This window comes from Methylobacter sp., assembly GCF_023227905.1.
Taxonomy (GTDB): Bacteria; Pseudomonadota; Gammaproteobacteria; order Methylococcales; family Methylomonadaceae; genus Methylobacter_A.
Window position 1 is genome coordinate 35,896 of sequence record NZ_JALOCF010000024.1, and the last position, 20,226, is coordinate 56,121.

Genomic DNA, 20,226 nt, shown 5'->3' on the forward strand with positions numbered 1-20,226 from the left:
ATCAGCATTTCTTTTGAGATGCGCTAACAGTCTGCGAATAACCAGCAACTGAAAGCCGACGATAATCGCAGCAATCGGCAAAGCATTCCGTCGATAATACCTTGGCGTACTTAACAATCAGTTGTCTAAACATATTGTCGCCTCAAAATCGTCACACAGCTTATCAACCAAGTCATCCATTTCCTTGAAAAAATAATCTCCCACTTTCTGGCGGTTTAGCGCTCTGTAGCGACGATATAGCTTGGCAAAGTCATCGTAGATTTCCGCTTCCGATGCTTGCGACTTAATTTTGACGATTAATCGCTCGCCCTCATTGGCGGTCTGGACATAGCCAAAAAAATCTTTAATCTTTGAGTCAAAATCCAGAATCATCGACCCAACCAAAGCCTCTTGCTCATTGCGTGCGGCAATGATCTTTAGAATATCAAACTGAGAACCACCGCCATACTCGGCCCCCTCAGCCACCTTCAGCGGCTTCTTTTTCTTTTCTGTCGGCTCATAAGTGACGACTTCGATAATCCCAATCTGATTGTCAAAATACACTTCAATCGGGTCTTTCACATCGTCAGACCGGTGCATCATGTTATAGAGCGTATTAAACTTGCGCCAGAAAAACAAAAAGCCCGGCTCGCTATATTTGGCCTCAAGCTCGATCACATATTCAATGCGATTGAGAATAGTGAAATACTGCGCCGCCTTGGCTTTGATGTCCGCAGTGTGTTGAGGGTTAGCGTCGATGTATTCTTTCAAGCCGCTTTCAAAGTCCAGGTAGCTTTCCGGGGCTTCACGCTTGGCTTGGTCTTTGTAAATCGCCATAAATACTGTAAAAAACTTAGTAAAGGTATCCGATTTTTTCAGCTCTATCAGCAGAATATCCAATACCTTCTTGTCGCCAAACGGGTCAAAATCGCTCACCACCACATCGGAAAAATGTTCGAACGCGTCTTTGATGTTTTGCACATTTACATTGTTGTAGGAGAAATCGACAATCTTGCAATCGTTCTTATATTTAGCGGTGCGATTGACGCGGGAAATGGTTTGAATGGCGCTGATGCCTTTAATCTCTTTATCCAGAAACAAGGTATGTAATCTTTTCTCATCAAAGCCGGTTTGCAGTTTTGCCACCACAATCACCAATCCGTTTTTATTCAGCGCAAAGCTTTCCAAAACCTTTTCTTCGGATAAGCCGCCATTCAGCCCGGTAGCGCTTTGCTCGTCCTGATTATTCGAATACACCACATGAATCGGAGCATCAGCATACTTTGCATATTTAGGGCGTTTCACCAACTCCTTAAAATACCTGGTCACTGCCTGCTGATAAGCAATCGCTGCTTTAATGGAATGCACCGCCAGCATAGCCTTGCCCGTGCCGCGAATTTGGCGATACACATCTTTCACCAATAAGTCCGCCACATACTTGGCGATGGCATCGATGCGTTCACGGTTTTCATAGACCTGTTTTTTCTGAGCGTCTTTGTATTCTTTTTCGGTGAAACCTTCCAGCAGATTGCCTGGCAAATCGAACAACATTTTGGACGCCACCGGCACAATGTTTTTCAGCGGATTCAGGATAAAACCATCCTCAATCGCCTCTTTCATCGTGTAACTATCGAAAGGACGCCAAAGTTTTTCGCTTTCGGCATAACCGCTGAATTCGCCGAATCGCGCCAGCGTATGGTCATCGGGAGTGGCGGTAAAGCCGATAATCAGGTTCTTTTTGGTACTGACCTCGGCATACGCGGCATTATCGAACGGCCTTTGCAGTTCGTCGAAAATACTGACCATTTCTTCATGCTGGTCGCCGCTGTTGGAGCGGTGAATCTCGTCAATCAAAAACACAATACGCAGCGTGGCAAGTTTTTGCAGTACATCGGCATCCAGCATCTCGCGCACCGAACCGAATTTTTGCAAATTCACAATCACCAGGCGGGTATCCGATGCCAGCGCCTGTTGAAAGGTTTTTTTATTGGTAGCTTCCACGTACATGCGATTATCGATGTTCATATTCAACATCAGCGAATCAATCTGGCTACGCAGTTGCAGCCTGTCCACCACGATCATAATTTTGTCGTAGACGTATTCGCCATCCCGGCGCAAATCTTTCAGCTGCAATGCAGACCAGCCGATGATATTGGATTTGCCGAACCCTGCCGCGTATTGCATCAGCAAGGAATACACGTTTTTGTTATTCGAATAGGCTTTGCGCTTTTCCAGCAGCTCTTTTTTCTTGGCTTCGCCTACGCCCGCCAACTGTTTTTCCAGCAGTTTTTCAAAATAATCGGGCTCTTGCTCGTGCGCCAAAAACTCATCAATCTTGGCCATGATTTTATCGGTGCCGAATTTCTGCTTGGGCCGTGGCGAAATTAAATGCCCCGTTTCGTTTTTAACTTCTTTCACGCCCTTGTTAACGTACACATCGCGCTCAATAAAGTTGTAATACAAGATTTCTTTCTCGATAAAGAATTTGCCATACAGCGCGGTAAACAACTCTTTCAACTTGTCTTTCTTCTCGGCGTCCGGCCTCAGCAGCGGATAAGGCTTAAATACTCCGCGGGCTTTTTTCTCAAGCTCTTCGCGATCATATTTTCCTTCGCGGCAGGTCGCTAAAATTTCGTCAAAATAATCCGCAATCGTGCGGATGGCAAAGGTCTCGCCAACGTCAGTGGTGGTGATGTGAATGGCTTTTTCAAAAATCTTCAGGAAGTCTTTGCGCTCAACCTGCTTTTCATAATCGCTCAACATCGTATTGCTGTCGATATGCTGGTGATAAACTTTTATCGCGTCGAAGTAATCTTTAATCACCTTACCACGGCCATTTTTAGTGGCGTTCTGGTTGGTGTAGTTGTTTTTTAATTCGCTGTAAGCCAAATAAATGCCGTTCACAAACAACACAATATCCGGGCGGAAAGAGAACACCTGCTTGCCCTGGTAGCTGTATTTATAGGGCAGTTCCTGCACCACGGAAAAAATGTTCTCATCGAACAGCGCATTGTCGTGAATCACGCTGTCGCCGGTGTAAAACAGATGCAGCTTGATGCCCTGCAAGCTGATGGACTTATTGGCATTGATAAACAAAGCCATATTTCGGCTGCTGGCGATACGCTCCTGGATCAGTACAATCAACTCTTGCAGCAATAGCTTTTCATTGCCCCGGTATTTTTTCAGCAGGGTTTCATAGGGCTTTTTGTTCAACTCGGTGCCGGAAATAAACGCCTGCAAATCCTCTTCAATAATCAGCGCTTGAGTGACGGTATTGGCTTTGACTTCCTTATAGCCCAAGCCCTCCCGAAAGAATGGGATTAAAAACTTATCTTGCAGATGGAGTTCATTCATTAGGCTTACTGACCTCTGGCTTGACGGTAATGTAACGTTGATTGGGGCTGGAAGGCTTGTCGGGAATGGTTGGTACCAGTTTGCCGGAGGCAATAAGGGGCAGTAAAAAGGTATCGCGAAAATGCTCACGATGGCTTAAGCCGAGATGCTGCATCATTTCTTTCGTTGAACGGGGAACTGCGCAAAACTGTAACAGCTCGTCAGCTTGATCGGTAACCTGTCCGGTAACCTGTCCGGTAGCCTGTCCGGTAGCTTGTTCGAAACCTTCGGCATAAGGCAACACCAGCCGAATAAAATTGGCGGTAAAACGGTAAACGCTACGGGGATAATACTCAAGAATGCGCGGCACGCCGGAGCCCAGCTGCTCGACCATGTCCAAGTCCCGAAAAACCCGCATCAGCTCTTTATTTTGCGGCACCGAATAACCCATAAAAAACTCTTCTTCATCGAATCCGGAAGGCAGGCCTCCGGCAGAAGTAATCTCCAAACGATCCGCAAAAAGCTCGAATTTGGGCGGCACTTCATTGCTGTAATTATTGTGGATGATCGCGTTGATAACCGCCTCGCGCAGTGCGACGGGATTCAATAACTTGCGTTCTTCACGCAGGTTCGGCGTAATGCGGGCAAAGGTTTTATTCTCGACCTTGAGCTTTTCCAGCACCGCTTTGGTAGCCTTCACCAACGAGCAATAGCCGTACTCTTCATTTTCGATCAGATTCACCCTATCAGTACCTGCGTACTTGGCAACCTTAATCGACAAGCCGTTAACGTCCGAAAGCAAGTAAGCGGCATAGTTGTAAGCGCCATCTTCGGTCAGCAGTTCCAGATTACGCGCGAACCGGTCATTCAGTTTTAACGGCGTTTCGCTGTAATAAATTTTCAGCTGTTCGAAGCTCAGCGCTTGCTTGCGCGATTTTATGGTGCCGATGGAATTGCGAATCCTGCCTGCAAACAAATCCTCGATCATCCTGACCGGCATAGGTTCCGAGGCGCTGCCGATCCGGATATAGCAACCCTTGGCCGACATGCCCATTTTGGACAAGTAATACGGTTTTTCGGAACCGCCGGCTACGGTAATTTTGACGATCTTTTTTTCATCGCGGGTTTCGGCGATCACGTCAAACAAGCCCATCGTTGAAGGGCTGATGTTATTTTTAATGCGATCCTTGATTTTCAGTTGCAAAGTATCGGCATCGGTAACGCCTATGACTTTCTGTATTTTGTCGTCAATGCCGATATAAATCACGCCGCCGTCGCGATAATTAAGAAAAGCAATCACCTCTTTTTCGAGCGTATCGGTCAGTTCGCGTTTGAGTTCGATGCGGTTGGATTCTTGCCATTCTTTTTGCATCAGGCCACCTTGATTTTCCCGGTCACCACATCGTTAATCAGGGTAAGGCGCAGTTCCTTGAGCTTGTCGATTTGACTGTTGATGGTAGAGATTATGCGGTCGATGTGGGCGGTTTTTTCGTCGAGGTAATTGGCGATGGCTTTTTGCTCTTTTTTATCCGGCATTACGATAGGTAAGCATTCAAAATCAATTGTCTTCATTTGAAGAGAATTTGGACGAATACCTTGGAGATACTTTGAATAACCAAAGACATAAAGGTCTGACCGCATCAGGTAATGAAGAAAGGGGCCAACAATAGTATGATTAAGATGGTATGCACGATAAGCTGGACTTACATAGCCTCTATGCTGTGAAACGCCAATACCACGGTAATTGAGCCACATGGTATTTACTACAAGCTGACCTGGGTGAACGACACGATAATCTGCCAACTCTTCTTTTGTTCGCATCTGTATTTCATTCTCATAAACCTTAACTTCGATACCACGGTAGCCTGATACGGAAAGCATTTCTCCTACAGGATTAAGGCCATTTTTTTCCTTGCTCTGTGCAGAGTAATCCTTCAGTCGCTTCACCTCCCAATGTGCTGGTACTTCACCTATCCACTCAACCCCGCTGTCTTTCATCGGCACGGTTTTATCCAGCCCACGGATGACGGTTTCGTTGATCAGGGATTGTTTGAGCTTGCCGTACTGTTCCGCCTTTTGGCTGAGCAGGTCTATTTGGCGGTCAATCTGCGCGGTTTTGGTGTCGAGGTAGGCTGCAATGGTTTGTTGCTCGGATAGTGAAGGAAATGGAAAGCTTATGCTCAACAGCTTTTCTTGACCAAGATTTTTCATGCTTGGACTCGTACCCGTAGCAAGTGTCGAGAGCAAAAAACGGAATGCACTACAGCCTATTAGCAAGCTCAACCATTTAGAATCCAGCTTTACATTTGTCAAGAAAACAGTCTGCCACAGCCTATCTGGCAAAAAGAGATTCGGGTAATCTTTGGGAATGTATGCACTTGCACCAACGAGCTGTGGTGTATTCATTCTACTGATAATAATTCTTCCAACACGAACAGATACACATACCCTCTCTATTTCTGTAGGCCAGACACTTTTATTTTGATTGGGAAGAAATGTGCCTTTACCGACGCAGCTAGTCTTCAGTACACCAATATTGTCGCCTTCAACTGGCTCATCAGAGGCATTTACACTGACGCCTGATTCCAATTTCGCAATAACATCTTTTAATCTCAAATTAGGCCAACAACTTGGTGTCGCGCTAATCCACTCAACCCCGCTGTCTTTATAAGCCTCATAGCGATTTATACTCTGCAACTTCATGACTGCATTTCCTGTGCTTCTATGCTCAGGGCATAAAGCTCATGCAGCTTGGCTTGTATCAGCTTTTTATCGGGTAATTGGGTTTGATATTGGGCAATCAGCGTGGGGGACAGTGTCCGACTGAGCGCGTACTCCACCACTTCATCATCTTTATCACTGCACAGCAGTACGCCTATACTGGGGTTTTCGTGCGGTTTTTTTACGTCGCGGTCTAATGCTTCTAAATAAAAGTTAAGCTGTCCGATATGCTCAGGTTCAAATTTGCCAATTTTGAGTTCAATCGCCACTAACGCCGATAAGCCGCGATGAAAGAACAATAAATCAATATAAAAATCTTGGTTGCCCACTTGCAAACGATATTCTTCGCCGATAAATATAAAATCGCGCCCAAGCTCTAAAATAAATTGTTTCATGTTTTGCACGAGCGCGGCTTGCAAGTGCGTTTCGCTGTGTGTTTGCGGTAGCCCCAAGAATTCTAAAACGTAGTTATCTTTAAAAGTGCTATCTATGCGGGGGTGCAATTCTCTCAGCACTGCTGAGAGTTTTTGATTGCCGATGGTAGTGCGCTCAAACATGCAAGCGTCAATTTGCCTTTCAAGCTCACGTGATGAATACTTGTCTTGGATGGTTAAATGTAAGTAAAACGCGCGTGCTTCGGCGGTTTTACAGCGCGAAAAGATAATTGTATTGTGCGTCCATGGCAATTCTCTCACCAGTGATGAGAGTTTTTCATCACCTTGATACGTTTCATAAAGCTGCTTCATGCGCCATAAGTTTTTATCGCTAAAACCCTTGGCGGTCGGGTCATTATTGGCAATAAACTGAGCCAACTCACTCACCACACTTTTGCCCCATGCTTGCTCGCCCACCTTTTGACTGATGATGCCGCCAATGTGCCAATACAACTCAATCAGTGTGGTGTTGACTTGGGTGTAGGCTTTTTGCCGCGCTTGTTGGATATGCGTTAATACACGGGCAAAATCTTGAGCATATGCAATTTTATTCATGGCTGATTTCCCTGATCCGCTTGATTTAATGCAAACGCAATGCGGTCACTTTCCAGCAATTGTTTTAACTCGGTTTCGCTTGGTAAATAGAGTTGGTATTTTGAGGCAAAGAGATTGTTTTTGTCGTTAAGTACAGAGTATTTAGCCACGACATCGTCTGTATCAGCACACAGCAAAATGCCGATAGTAGGATTGTCGGTCGCCTGTTTTTCAAGGTCGTCAAACATTCGTACATACATATCCAATTGCCCAATATCTTTATGCGCTAATTTACCTGCTTTTATATCAATGACTACAAAGCATTTGAGCAGATAATTATAAAAAACAAGGTCTATAAAAAAATCCGAGGTTTCGGTGCGAATAAGTTTTTGCTGTGCCACAAAGGCAAATCCCTTACCTAACTCTAATAAAAATTGTTGCAGATGCTTAATAATCGCTGCTTCTAAATCTTTTTCTTTATAGGTAAAGTTAGCAGGCAGATTTAAAAACTCGAGCACATAGGGATTTTTAATAAAATCTAAATTTGCGTTTGTCACTGCGCCTATTTCTTTTGACGATTGATTGGCTAAAATACGTTGAAAATATTGGGTGCTAATGTTTCTATCCAATTTTCGTGTACTCCAGTGCTGCTGTATTGTTTCGGTCATATAAAACCGTCTTGTTTCTATGTTTTCAATCCTAATCAATAACCGATAATGTGACCAAGACAATTCGGGACACACTGCGTCCCATATTGGAAAACATTGATAAAACTGCCTAATCCGTCGTAGTTCTCTTTCATCAAATCCTTTACCTACATCGACAATCAATTTTTGTGACAATTCTTTTAATAAAAATTGTCCGTAACCTGCTCTTCCTTTCCCGTGTTGCTCTTCTTCGACAATACGTTTTCCGATAAGCCAATAAGCTTCAACCATGGCGAAATTAATCGCCGTTGCTGCCTTTTGCCTGGCAACCGTGAGTATGGTTTTTATTTCTTCAATCAATGCCGTTGATGCGTTTGTCATCGTCATAGCACCAACCCCGCTTCCAGCGCCTTTAACTCATTATCCAGCGCGGCGATTTCGTCCAGAATCTCGCCCACTTCGCGCAGCTTTTCCGGCTTGTAGAAAATCTTGTTGAAGTTGATTTCCACGCCGACGACGCTTTCCAGATATTCAAACGGCTTGCTGATGTATTTCGCCATAAAGGCTTCGATGGCCGCTCGATTGATGGCTTGGTCTTTATGGAAAGGAATGATCTCGTAATCTTTTTGGTAATCGGGTGTAAGTTCAACACTGATTTCAATGCGCTCGGCTTGGGTTTTGCTTGCTTTTTTCAGGGCGGATTTCACGACGATTTTGCCGCAACCCAAGGCTTCTTTTTTTCCGGCGCTTTCCTTAATCAAGGTTTCTTGGCTTACATCAAAATAATATCGCCCTTGGCTGGTAGTTATAACCAACGGTTGTTCTTTGTAATTCAGGCTGGCAATGAAGGGCTTGATGTCTTGCTCAAAGTATTCGGTAAGTGACATAGGATTGGCAGTGCCCGCGTTGATGGACATCAAAGGGCTTGCGTACTCGGCATTTTGTTCGCAGACCTTTATGTAGCCGTGCCGCTCGCCTACCTTGCGATAGTTATCGCTCTCGACGTGGGTTATAACAAATTCAGTCATTTCACGCTCACCGTTACTCAGACTTAAAGGCGTCAGTTTTTCGCTGGTTTTGCCTTCTTTTAGTTTCGCTGCAAAGCTGTTGCCGTGCTCATCGACGTTAGTGAGCAAGATGGCTTGTTTGTTGAAGTAGAAAAACTCTTTATCAAACACTTTGGCGTAATCGTTATCCTGGAATGCTGTGAGCGTGGCGACGATCTCAAGGCGGTTGGCCTCATCGACTTCCTTGCGCTTGGAGCCTTTGCTCTTTTTCAGGGGTTTGAATTTGTCGCTGGCGTTAATCAGCATCACTTTGTCTTTGTGGTGCAGCTGCTTGTTTTTATTCAACACCCACAAATAGGTGTAAATGCCGGTGTTGAAAAATTCATCGGTCGGCAGTTGTATCACCGCTTCGACCACATCGCTGTCCAGCATCCATTTGCGGATATTGCTCTCGCTCGAGCCTGCATCGCCGCTAAACAGCGTCGAGCCGTTGTGTACCACGACGCCCATGCCGACGCTGTCGAGCTTGGAAATAAGGTGCTGCATAAACAGCAGTTGTCCGTCAGAAATCGACGGTATGAATTTAAAACGCCCGGTTTTATCGTTGATGATGTCTTTATCGTAGCCTTTCCAGCTGACGCCATACGGCGGATTGGCGATGACTACATCAAATTCGTCGTTATAAAACTTGTCTTCTACTAAGGTATTACCGTGCTCGATTTTGGAATCGGGACGAAAGCGGCTTTCAATTTTGGCGAGCGCGTAGAGCGCGTCGTTCCAGTCTTGGCCGAAGGTTTGGGTCAGGCGTTTGAATTTTTGGTTAATGCGATCTTCGACTCCGAACAACAGGTTGCCGCCGCCGCAGCTGCAATCGTAGATTTTGAGCAGGGTGTCGGATTCTTCAATCTTGGAGGCGATGATTTCGGCAATCAGCGCGATCACATCGTCGGGCGTGTATTGCTCCCCGGCGGTTTCAGCCGAGATGTCCGCCCATTTGCGTTTGATGTGCTCTTCCAGTGTGGTAATTTCGGAGTTGTTGAACGGTTTAAGGTCAATCTCCGCCCATAATTTGGTGTAGCCCAACAAGACTTTTTTGGCTTTGAGCTTGTTGATTACGCCTTTAATGTCGAGAAATTTTTCGCCGTCGGAAGCATCCACGCCGAGCAGGTCTTTGGTCTCGCCATCGAAGCCTTTGAGGTAGGCATCAAAATCAATCTCGAACGATTTGTCGTTTTTACAGATGTCGGTTAACGACTGGTTCTTTTCGAAAATGAAAATGTTATAGCCTTGGCCTTCGTCTTTAATCATGTTGTAAAGATCGTCTTTGGCAATATTGGCAAAAGCTTGTTCGCCAATGTCGGCCTTGAGCTTATCGAACATGCGGATCAGGCGGCTTTCAATCATTGCTAAAGCAAAGAACGGCATCATGAATGACGGCCATTCGGATTCTTTAATGCCGCAACCACGTAGTAGATCGGCAGTTGCCCAGATTTTTGATTCGTATTGAAGGATATTGTTATTCATTATTGGGTTTATCTGTCCTTGGTTCTATTTTTCCTGAAATTTTAATGCTCAACCAGCCGCTCACCATCTCCCTATTGCCGGCTGGTGTAGGAAAGGAATAATTTTTTGGTGAAGTTATACAGATTATCGCACGGCATGACTATCGATCTTGGTGCGTATGCCATAACCGTACTTTATAGACAATGTATTCCTGAAACTCGCAGCGCATTTTACAGCGCCCAATAGGGTAAGACGAATCTCATGCGGCACAAACTCTTCTCGATATTAGCGTTGCTCTTCACCGAAGCAAGTTCCTCTGAATGTTTGTAAACAAAAATGCGGTTATTTTTCTGTACTACAGCCGCGGTAACGGTTTGGGGGCACGCAATTTCAGTGTTAAAAATGTAGCGTTTTGCCCTATCCGGCGAGCTCTCATCAACAGGTTAAAAGTCTGCATCCAGCGAGACCAATGCCGCTACGCCATAAGGATAAAATACTTATGCATTGCTACTTATGGATCACTTGCCGCCACTGGTGCTAAGTTATTATTTTCCGAAAAGCAAATAATCACCTTAGGAATTAAATATGGAAAAGACAATTTCTATTTGGGAAGGCACCGCTAAACAAGGCGGCACATTTTCTTCTCTCACAGGCCACAAAGAGGCTGACGTAGTGATCATCGGCGGTGGCATTACCGGACTAACCTCGGCAATGCTATTAAGCGAGGCGGGCAAAAAGGTCATTGTGCTGGAAGCGTTGCAGATCGGCCTGGGCACTACCGGGAATTCAACCGGGAACCTTTATATAACAGTCGACGAATATCTATCAGTCATCAAAAATAAATGGGGCCCCGAGGTTATGAAAGCCGTGGCCCACTCGCGGAAAGAAGCGATCAACCTGATTGAGGCAAACATCACTAAGTACAATCTTGACTGCGATTTTTACAGGACCTCGTTTAATCTTTTTGCTGAAGACCTTGATAAGGATATTGAAGAATTTATCGAAGAAGAACTCCAAGCGTTAACAGAAGCGGGAGCCGCGGTAAGCATAGGAGGCAATCCGGGGCTTCCTTTTGAAGTTGCAAAATCACTCACCGTTGAAGGGCAGGCACAATTCCATCCGCTCAAATACGTACGCGGGCTTGCAGAGATAGTAAAAGATACTTGCGAGATTCATGAGAACAGCCAGGTCATTGACTTTGATGAAGACGAAGGCATCGTTAAAACCAAGGACGGATCGGTAAAAGCCGCGCATGTGATCATGGCTACGCACACCCCCAAAGGTGTTTATGGGGTGCACACTGTTCTCGGCCCGTACAGAGAATATGGCGTGGCAGCCGAGTTGCTATCCGGTGAAATGCCGAGGGGAATTTTCTGGAGCCTGAATCAACCGAAACGTTCGGTAAGGTGTTTTAAAGACGGAGACAAAGACTATGTGCTGGTGATCGGCGATAAGTACAAGACCGGGCACGGAGACGATACCTCTGAATATATCCAAAGGCTCGAAAGTTATTTAACATCGCACTTCAACATTGGCCCGGTTACTCATGTTTGGGCAGGACAACAATACCGTCCGGCAGATAATCTCCCTTATATTGGAAAGCATGGCGACTTTATGTATTTCCTGACCGGCTTTGCTAGTGATGGGCTTGTTTACGGTACGCTTGCATCGATGATTGTTAGTGACATGATCATCGGCAAGGCAAACAAATGGCAAGATATTTATAAGTTAAGCCGGTTCACGCCTGTAAAATCTTTTACCGAGTTCTTCAAAGAGAACGCCGATAATCTCGTCCAATACTTGAAAGGCGCCCCTTCGGATGCGGAGGCCGATTCAATGGAAGAAGTACCGCCAGGTGAAGGAAAGGTCATTGAAAAAGAGGGAGAAAAGCTGGCGGTCTATAAAGATGAGAACGGAGTCAATCATGTTTGTTCGGCGGTTTGCACGCACTTGAAATGTACGGTTAATTGGAACCCTTCAGAAAAATCATGGGATTGCCCTTGTCATGGCAGCCGATTTAAAACCAATGGCCAAGTCATCGAAGGCCCGGCAGTAGCTGATCTGCCGGTAATAACCACATAACGAATATTCATCCATAGCCGATGTTGCCTTTCGTGGACCACGCTTTTTCTATCATGTGCGTGCGTAACATCTTCACGTTGAGCCCATTTTTCAATCAAGGTTTTTTAAACTTCACCACCTTGTTCAAAGGGCTCAAGTTGATTTCATCGATCACTATCTGCGCCCGTGAATTAAGCACGTAGGACACCGCCTCGGCGACATCTTCCGGTTCTATGAAATTGCTGTCATCATCGCCCGGCTCAAAAGACAACTGTTCAAAAAATGCCGTTTTGACCATGCCGGGATTAATCAGGCAAACTCGCACGTTGCTTTTGCCGCACTCTTCGCGCAGGGCCTGGGTAAAGCCGCGCACCGCAAACTTGGCCGCACAATATATCGCGCCTTTGCGACTGCCTTTCAATGCCGCTTCGGAGCCGATAAAAATAAGATCACCGTGATTCTTACGCTTTAACGCAGGCAGCAGCGCCTTGACCAAAAAGGCCTGACTGGTAAAGTTCAGGGTCATCAGGTCTTCGATTTGCGCATAGGAAAACTCTTCCACCGAGCCAAACTGGCCCATGCCTGCACAAAAAACCACGGCATCGATTTTTGGAAAGGCTTGCTCCAGCTCGCGGATTTTTTGCGGTATATCGCTTAGCCGGCTTAAATCCAGCTGCACGGGACTGAAGTTATCCAGTTGCCGGATAAACTTGCCGCTATCACGGGACATGCCGATGACATGATGGCCTTGTTGCAACAGGTTTCTGGCGATGGCGCGGCCTATGCCTGAGCTGGCTCCGGTCACCACAACGGTGCGTCTAATAGCATTCATAATTTGCTTCTCATTAAAAAATATTCACCACGAACGACTGCAAAGACAGATATTTGCTCCTCGGCAACTGCTCCTGCGTTGCCGAGACACGAAGAAATAAAACTTCGTGTCCTTCGTGTCTTCGTGGTGAATAAAAGCTTTAATCGCCTATTTCCCAACATTTCGAGTGAAATTACGTGCATGGAAAAAATTTGTCGGCTGGAATATAAGTTAAGAGCTGTTCGGTGCAGTAGTGCATCATCTCCTGCTCGAGTTCCTGCTGGTAAGACATCATGCCCTGCTGACTGACTAAGGGACTGGCGAAGAGTTTTTCGTCCGGATAAAGTTTATGGACTTTTTTAAAAAAACTCTCCGGCAACCTGAACACGCCGAGGCTGACCGAATGCAGCCGGTTTAGGTTGATACGGGAAAAAACCTGCTCAAACAATTCCCGGTACTGCTGTTGGTAGCCGGATTGATAAATCAGCGGATCGAAGCGCAGGCCGATTTGCCAGCCCTGTTGCTGCAATTTGACCAAGGCATCCAGACGCCGCTCGACCGACGGTGCCTTGGCTTCGACTTTGGCGGCTATTTGGTCAGGCGACAAGCTGAACGCCACGATGCAGCGAGGCAGCGGTTCGCGGTTTAGCAAACTTCTGACCTGGGTGCTTTTGGTTCTTAGCTCCAGCCAGGCATTGGGCAGCGTTGCAAAAAACGGCAGAAACTGCTCGGCAAAACCGGTGACCGGCTCCAAGGCCAGGCTGTCGCAATCGTAACCGGAAAAAAAATGCAGGTTTTCATCAGGTGACTCATCGCACAGTTGCCGGATGTCTTGCTGAAAATCTTCGTAATTGACAAACAGCACATAATTGGCCGACTGGTACATACCCTGCAAAAAACAGTACCGGCAATCGTACAGGCAGTTAAGCATGTGCGAGAAATAGTAGTTTCTTGCCGCACCGATGCCGTAACCCGCAGGCGCAGGCAGCGCAAAGTTTTTATATTTTTCGGCCAGTATCAGGGCGGGCTGTTGCTTTTGCAGGCGAAAGTTTTGCGCTTTGGGGTTAAACACTTCGCCGTAACGGCCGCAGGTTATTTTCCTGGCTTGCGGGAATCGCGCCACGATGTCCAAAACACGCGGGTGTTGCAGGATGGCTTCTTCTATATAAATGGTTTCAATCATAAGAGATTGTGAAAGTATTATTCTAAATCAAGTTGTAAAGATTATTTACCACAGAGAACACGAAGGTCACGAAGAAAACAATATTTGTCGTTCAATGCAATGAAAACTTCGTGTTCTCTGTGTTCTTCGTGGTTTTCTTTTTGTACCGTCTGGTTATCGTTTAGCGGGCCTAATGTAGCACAGCTTGCCCGCTCAAAAGGCTTGTGATTTATCACACTGACCCTATATAGGGTAAAATACTTTCAACTCAACAAATACTTCAACAACCATGAAAACAAATAAAATAGGTTTTATCGGCGGCGGCAATATGGCGTCCAGCCTGATCAGCGGATTGATTGCCAGCGGCCATGCTCCTGAGCAAATTTGGGTGTCGGATATTAACCCGGACACGTTGGCCGATCTGAAAAAACAGCTCAACGTGAACACGTCTTTAAGCAATGAGGACGTCGTCAATGCCGCCGATGTCGTGGTCTTGGCCGTCAAGCCCCAGACACTACACACTGTGGCGCAAAGCATTGCCGCACTGGTTCAGCAAAAGAAACCGCTGGTGGTATCGATCGCCGCCGGCATTAATCAAAACAGTTTAAGCCGTTGGCTAGGCACGGATACCGCCATCGTACGCTGCATGCCCAACACCCCGGCGCTGGTGTTGACCGGCGCTACCGCTCTGCATGCCAACGCCAAGGTGTCCGCTGAGCAATGCGATCTGGCGGAAAATATTTTACGCGCGGTCGGCATTGCACTGTGGGTTGACGATGAAGCCGAGCTGGACGCGGTGACCGCGGTTTCCGGCAGCGGCCCCGCCTATTTTTTCCTGCTGATGGAAGCCATGGAAAAAGCCGCCCTGGAACTGGGCTTGGGCAGGGAAACCGCGCGTTTACTGGTGCAGCAAACGGCGTTGGGCGCTGCCAAGATAGCGCTGGAATCGGCCGAATCGCCGGAACAGCTGCGCAAGCGCGTGACCTCGCCCGGCGGCACCACGCAACAGGCTATAGAAACTTTTGAGCAAGGCGGTTTTACCGAGCTGGTTTCAAAAGCCTTACACGCGGCACGAGACCGCTCAATTGAAATGTCTAAACAAATGGAGAATTCATAATGGATTCCAGCTACATGACCGACCCGGCTATTTTTATCATCGACTCGCTGTTTTCACTGTATATTCTGGCGGTGATGCTGCGCTTTTTATTGCAATGGTGCGGCGCCGACTTTTACAACCCCATCTCCCAATTCCTGGTCAAGGCGACGCATCCGCCGTTAAAACTGCTGCGCCGCTTTGTGCCGTCTATCGGCAAGATCGATACTTCTTCGCTGGTGCTGGTACTCGCCCTGCAAATGCTGGCCGATTTTTCGATACTGCTGCTCAAAGGCGTCGCTATCAGCATCGGCGCATTGACTATTTTATCGCTGACCCAGCTGGTTTCGTTGCTGATCAATATTTTCATCTACGCCGTATTCGCCAGAGCCATACTCAGCTGGATCAATCCCGGCACGTTTAATTCCGCATCGTCTATCCTGCACAGCCTGACCGAGCCTTTGCTCGACACCTGCCGCAAATTCATTCCCGACCTGGGCGGCATAGACTTGTCACCCTTGGCCGCGTTAATGCTGCTGCAACTGGCAAAAATGGTGCTACTGCCGCCGTTGCATCAATTAGCCAGTTTGATCGGTTGAGCTGGTACCAATGGGAACGTGGGGTTTTGACGCTGAATCTCCATGTTCAACCCAAGGCCAGCAAGGATGAATGGGCGGGATTGCACGGCGACCGCTTGAAGCTGCGAATCAAGGCCGCGCCGATCGACGGCAAAGCCAATCAGCATTTGATTGCATTTATAGCCGATGAGTTTGGGGTCAGCAAGTCGGCCTGCAAGCTCATCTCGGGCGAATCCGGACGGGAAAAGCGTATCGCCATCAGTTCGCCCAAAAAGCTTCCGACCCTGCCGGATGCAGTGCATTTTGATATTGTCTTGTAATCGGGTTGCAAGGCGAAAAATTTCATCTTTGCTATCTTTATAATTTATTTTTCTTGAAAGAATCACATATCGCCATGCAAACACGACCTTTTTCAGCCAGTTTTCTTCTAGTTTGTTTACTTTGCCTTAGCAGCCAGCCTGCATTAGCCAAAAAGATGTACAAGTGGGTCAACGAGAATGGCGAAACCATTTTTTCCGATCAAGTGCCACCGGAACATTCCCAATACCGCCGGGAATCGCTGAACGAAAAAGGCCGGGTTGTTGAAGTCACCGAAGAAGCTAAAACCAAAGAACAGCAAGCTGTTGACGCCAAGTTGAATGCACTAAAAAAAGCCCAGGAAAAAATCATCGCCCAGCAAGCGGCTAACGACAAAGTGCTGCTCAGCACTTTCCGCAATGCCAAAGACATGGAAGCGAGCCTTTACGCAACCTTGCAATCGCTCGATGCCCAGCGCAATGTAGCCCAAGGCAATTTAAAGCGCGTGGAAGATCAATTGGCATCCCAACAAAAAAAGGCCGCAGAACTCGAACGTAACGGCAAAAAAGTTCCGCAACCCTTGCTGGACGAAATCAACCAAACAGAAGCGCAGATCCAGGTCGCTTATGCCGAAATAAATAAACAGATCGAAAAAAAGAATCGCGCCAAATCCGAGTTTGAAGCCAACATTGAGCGCTTTAAGTTTTTAACTCAACAAAACGCAGACCCATCAAAAGCGTCCGACCCGGCCGCACAAGCCAAAGCCGCCGGTGAGATCGGCCTGTACGCCTGCGAAACCGATGCGCTTTGCGCCAAGGCTTGGGCAAGCGCACATGAGTTTATCAAAGCCAATGCCACAACGCCGATTGATACCGATACCGACAAACTGATCATGGGCCGCGCGCCCGCAACCGACAGCGACCTGAGTTTGTCGGTTTCAAAACTGGACGATGAAAACAAAAAGCATCAGCTTTTCCTCGATATTCACTGCCGGGAATCTTCGCTGGGCACCGAACTCTGCGACAGCCAGAAAGTGCGCGATATAAGGTCGGCGTTCAGGCCGTTTATTGAGGCTGCGGTGGGTAAGTAACGAGCGTTAGGCTCACATCGTATAAATTTTAACCACGAAGACACGAAGAGCACGAAGTTATGTAGGGTTCGCATCGAGTACCACTTCCCAGACATCGCCCAAAGCTCAATAAAGGTCTGCAATGCGTAATCTATTTACTTATTGGCTATGAATATATGAGATAAAAATGACTAAGACTTGTACAGAAAGAGATGAAACTTTAGTTTTTGATGACGATGACATATACCTCGCCTGGGTAAACACACATCCAGAAGGTTATATCCTCACATCTAACAAGAGTTTAACTCCACGTCATACCGTTATTCATCGTGCAACATGTGACAAAATTAAAGTACTCTCAGGGAACGCGCAGCCGGGAGGATTTACAAGACAGTATATTAAAGTATATGCCCGAAGCGTAGCTGATCTTCGATCATGGGCACTTAAAAAAAGATCAGACGCCGAATATCGTGAATGTATTCTGTGTGCAGGAAAATAAAGCCAAGCCGCATAGATTTAAACAGAGCCGTAGATGCACTAAGGTGCGAAACGAAGCGCATCGCTCGCCTGGTAAACCGTGGTATTGATGCGCTTCACTGAGGCATTAAAAACACGAAGTTTTACTTTTGCTTTTTCCTTCGTGCTCTTCGTGCCTTCGTGGTGAAAACCTCTTTCAACTACCCCTTAAGCAGCAAAGTACCTACACCCTGGTCGGTAAACAGTTCCAGCAGCACTGCATGATCGACACGACCGTCGATAATATGCACGCTGGTGACTCCGCCTTTGATCGCATCGGTCGCGCAGCGGGTTTTGGGGATCATGCCGCCGGAAATGGTGCCGTCAGCGATAAGCTCCTCGGTCTTTTTGATCGATAAGCCGGTCAGCAGCTCGCCCTGCTTGTCCAGTATGCCCGGTATGTTGGTCAGCAAAATCAACTTCTCGGCTTTCAACTGTTCGGCAATTTTTCCGGCGACCAGATCGGCATTGATGTTGTAGGAATGCCCGTCCTCGCCGACTCCGATCGGCGCAATAACCGGGATAAAATCGCTGCCGCCAAGCATATCGAGCACCGACGGGTCTATGCTGTCCACTTCACCGACATGGCCCAGATCGATGATCTCTGAAGGTAGATTGTCGCGCGGAGGAAGATGGAGTTTTTTGGCGCGGATGAAATTACCGTCCTTGCCGGTCAAGCCGACCGCTTTGCCGCCGTGCATGTTGATTAAATTGACAATCTCCTTGTTGACCAGTCCGCCCAGCACCATCTCAACCACGTCCATGGTTTCGCTGTCGGTGATGCGCATGCCGTCGATAAAGCCGGTGGTTTTGCCGAGCTTCTCCAGCAGCCGGCCGATTTGCGGGCCGCCGCCGTGAACCACTATCGGATTCAAACCGACCAGTTTCATCAACACGATGTCCCGTGCGAAACTGTGTTTGAGCTCTTCATCGACCATGGCGTTGCCGCCGAATTTAACCACAATGGTTTTGCCTTTAAAGCGCTGGATATAGGGCAGAGCCTCAATCAGCACATCGGCGATCTGGTGAGCTGTTCTTTTTTGCATCATGTTGCGGTCTTTCCGTTATTTTAAAAAATCAAAAGATTATCACCACGAAGGACACGAAGTTATATCTTCGTGTCCTTCGTGCCTTCGTGGTGAATAAAAGATTGTTATCGCTTAGTTGTAATAAGAGGTGGCGCTGAATTTTATAACCGATGAATAACTTTCCCAGCCTGCAAGGTATGGGTTACCCGCCCTTTCAGGGTTTGTCCCCAAAACGGCGTGTTAACGCCCTGGCTTTTCCAGTTTTCCGAATTCACCTGCCAGTCGAGTTCCGGGTCGAAAATACAGATATCGGCTGAAAAGCCCGTCGTTAATGCGCCGCTCTTTAAACGCAGAACTCGCGCCGGATTTGCGCTTAAGCAAGCAATGCCCTGCTCCAATGTGATGACGTCTTCCGTGACCAGTCTGAGCATTAGCGGCAACAGGGTTTCCATCGATGACATCCCTGGTTCCGTCTCAGGAAACGCGCCCAATTTGGCATCCAGGTCATGCGGCTGATGATCGGAACAGATGCTGTTCAGGGTGCTGGCGGACAAGCCTTTTCTTAAATACTGTTTATCGGCTTCGGTGCGCAACGGCGGCATGACATGGTAGGCACTGTCAAAAGGCGTCATGTCATCTTCAGTCAAATGCAGCTGATGAATCGCGACATCGGCGCTGACCTTCAAGCCGTATTTTTTGGCCTGATGTATCTTAATCACCGAACGCTTGCAGCTTAACTGGCCAAAATGCACCCGGCAGCCGGTCAGCTCGGCCAGTTCCAGGCATTGCGCCAGGGCTATGGTTTCGGCCGCTTCCGGCGTGCTGGGCAAGCCGTAGCGAGTGGCGACGACGCCTTCATGAGCGCAACCGTTATTGCTCAGCCAGAAATCATTGGGGCGGAACATCATCAATAAGTCATGACTGGCCGCATATTCCATAGCCCGTCTTAATATCAACAGATTTTTCACCGGCTGATTGGCATTACCGACGGCGATGCATCCGGCCTGTTTAAGCGACAGCATGGAACTCAGTTCCATGCCTTCCAGTTTCTGGGTGAGTGCACCCACCGCGTAGATTTGCGGATAATCGGCTTTTTCCGCCAGATCCTTGATCAGTTCGGCAACGGCGGGCGTATCGATAACCGGTGCGGTATCCGGTTGCAGGCACAGGGTAGTGATACCTGCGGCAGCAGCGGCAATTACTTCGCTTTTAAATGTTGCTTTGCGGCTGTGCCCCATATCCCGCAAGCGGGTGCTTAAATCGATAAAACCGGGGCAGACGACTTGATTTTCGGCATTGATGACGGTATCCGGCTTGAATCCGGGCGGTTCGTCAGTCACTGAAACGATCTTGCCGCCTTCGATATAAACGGAACCGACTCGGTCTACGTTGTTGGCCGGGTCAATGACTCTGCCGTGGTCTATGCGTATCCGGCTCATTGCATCGCTCCTTT

15 protein-coding genes are annotated in these 20,226 nt (G+C 47.4%); 5 read left to right on the plus strand and 10 right to left on the minus strand.

What is annotated here, in order from left to right; translation table 11 throughout:
• Positions 1–117: 117 nt before the first annotated feature.
• The 6 genes from M0R47_RS11185 to M0R47_RS11210 are packed head-to-tail and all read right to left on the minus strand — an operon-like array spanning position 118 to position 10,179.
• Positions 118–3,333 carry a DEAD/DEAH box helicase family protein gene (locus M0R47_RS11185; protein WP_292554511.1) on the minus strand — a complete coding sequence of 1,072 codons (3,216 nt, stop codon included), beginning with the start codon at positions 3,331–3,333 and terminating at the stop codon, positions 118–120.
• On the minus strand, positions 3,326–4,684 hold the full coding sequence (locus M0R47_RS11190; RefSeq protein WP_292554513.1) for an RNA-binding domain-containing protein: 1,359 nt from the start codon (positions 4,682–4,684) through the stop codon (positions 3,326–3,328). Before M0R47_RS11190 ends, M0R47_RS11185 begins: the two co-directional genes overlap by 8 nt.
• Positions 4,684–6,015, minus strand: coding sequence for a restriction endonuclease subunit S (locus M0R47_RS11195; protein WP_292554516.1), 1,332 nt, complete (start codon positions 6,013–6,015; stop codon positions 4,684–4,686). Before M0R47_RS11195 ends, M0R47_RS11190 begins: the two co-directional genes overlap by 1 nt.
• On the minus strand, positions 6,012–7,022 hold the full coding sequence (locus M0R47_RS11200) for a PDDEXK nuclease domain-containing protein (RefSeq protein WP_292554519.1): 1,011 nt from the start codon (positions 7,020–7,022) through the stop codon (positions 6,012–6,014). The genes M0R47_RS11195 and M0R47_RS11200 overlap by 4 nt, the downstream gene beginning before the upstream one ends.
• Positions 7,019–8,029: a PDDEXK nuclease domain-containing protein gene (locus M0R47_RS11205; protein WP_292554522.1), complete on the minus strand. Its 1,011-nt coding sequence runs from the start codon at positions 8,027–8,029 to the stop codon at positions 7,019–7,021. The genes M0R47_RS11200 and M0R47_RS11205 overlap by 4 nt, the downstream gene beginning before the upstream one ends.
• 2 nt (positions 8,030–8,031) lie before the next feature.
• A complete protein-coding gene (locus tag M0R47_RS11210; RefSeq protein ID WP_292554525.1) occupies positions 8,032–10,179 on the minus strand; it encodes an N-6 DNA methylase in 2,148 nt (715 codons plus the stop codon).
• Positions 10,180–10,743: 564 nt separating this feature from the next.
• Between M0R47_RS11210 and M0R47_RS11215 the strand changes: the two genes are divergently transcribed.
• Complete coding sequence (locus tag M0R47_RS11215) at positions 10,744–12,240, plus strand: FAD-dependent oxidoreductase (protein ID WP_292554528.1); 1,497 nt, start codon at positions 10,744–10,746, stop codon at positions 12,238–12,240.
• Positions 12,241–12,334: 94 nt separating this feature from the next.
• Here M0R47_RS11215 and M0R47_RS11220 read toward each other — a convergent pair whose 3' ends face one another.
• Both M0R47_RS11220 and M0R47_RS11225 read right to left on the minus strand, forming a co-directional pair.
• A complete protein-coding gene (locus M0R47_RS11220) occupies positions 12,335–13,051 on the minus strand; it encodes an SDR family oxidoreductase (RefSeq protein WP_292554531.1) in 717 nt (238 codons plus the stop codon).
• A 172-nt stretch (positions 13,052–13,223) separates the two neighbouring features.
• Positions 13,224–14,213 (minus strand): spore photoproduct lyase family protein, encoded by a 990-nt coding sequence (locus M0R47_RS11225; RefSeq protein WP_292554534.1) that lies wholly within the window; start codon positions 14,211–14,213, stop codon positions 13,224–13,226.
• 268 nt (positions 14,214–14,481) lie between these two features.
• Here M0R47_RS11225 and proC point away from each other — a divergent pair, with 268 nt between their 5' ends.
• The 4 genes from proC to M0R47_RS11245 all read left to right on the plus strand — a co-directional run bounded on the left by proC (position 14,482) and on the right by M0R47_RS11245 (position 17,250).
• Positions 14,482–15,309 carry a pyrroline-5-carboxylate reductase gene (gene proC / locus M0R47_RS11230; protein WP_292554537.1) on the plus strand — a complete coding sequence of 276 codons (828 nt, stop codon included), beginning with the start codon at positions 14,482–14,484 and terminating at the stop codon, positions 15,307–15,309.
• A complete protein-coding gene (locus M0R47_RS11235) occupies positions 15,309–15,884 on the plus strand; it encodes a YggT family protein (protein WP_292554540.1) in 576 nt (191 codons plus the stop codon). The genes proC and M0R47_RS11235 overlap by 1 nt, the downstream gene beginning before the upstream one ends.
• Complete coding sequence (locus M0R47_RS11240; RefSeq protein ID WP_292554543.1) at positions 15,881–16,183, plus strand: DUF167 family protein; 303 nt, start codon at positions 15,881–15,883, stop codon at positions 16,181–16,183. Before M0R47_RS11235 ends, M0R47_RS11240 begins: the two co-directional genes overlap by 4 nt.
• Before the next feature lie 74 nt (positions 16,184–16,257).
• Entirely contained in the window at positions 16,258–17,250 is a 993-nt protein-coding gene (locus M0R47_RS11245) for a DUF4124 domain-containing protein (protein WP_292554546.1), read from the plus strand.
• Positions 17,251–17,906: 656 nt separating this feature from the next.
• On the opposite strand, the gene argB is transcribed toward M0R47_RS11245, so the two are convergent.
• Entirely contained in the window at positions 17,907–18,794 is an 888-nt protein-coding gene (argB, locus tag M0R47_RS11250; RefSeq protein ID WP_292554549.1) for an acetylglutamate kinase, read from the minus strand.
• A 140-nt stretch (positions 18,795–18,934) separates the two neighbouring features.
• On the minus strand, positions 18,935–20,212 hold the full coding sequence (locus tag M0R47_RS11255; protein ID WP_292554559.1) for a dihydroorotase: 1,278 nt from the start codon (positions 20,210–20,212) through the stop codon (positions 18,935–18,937).
• Between the last annotated feature and the right edge of the window lie 14 nt (positions 20,213–20,226).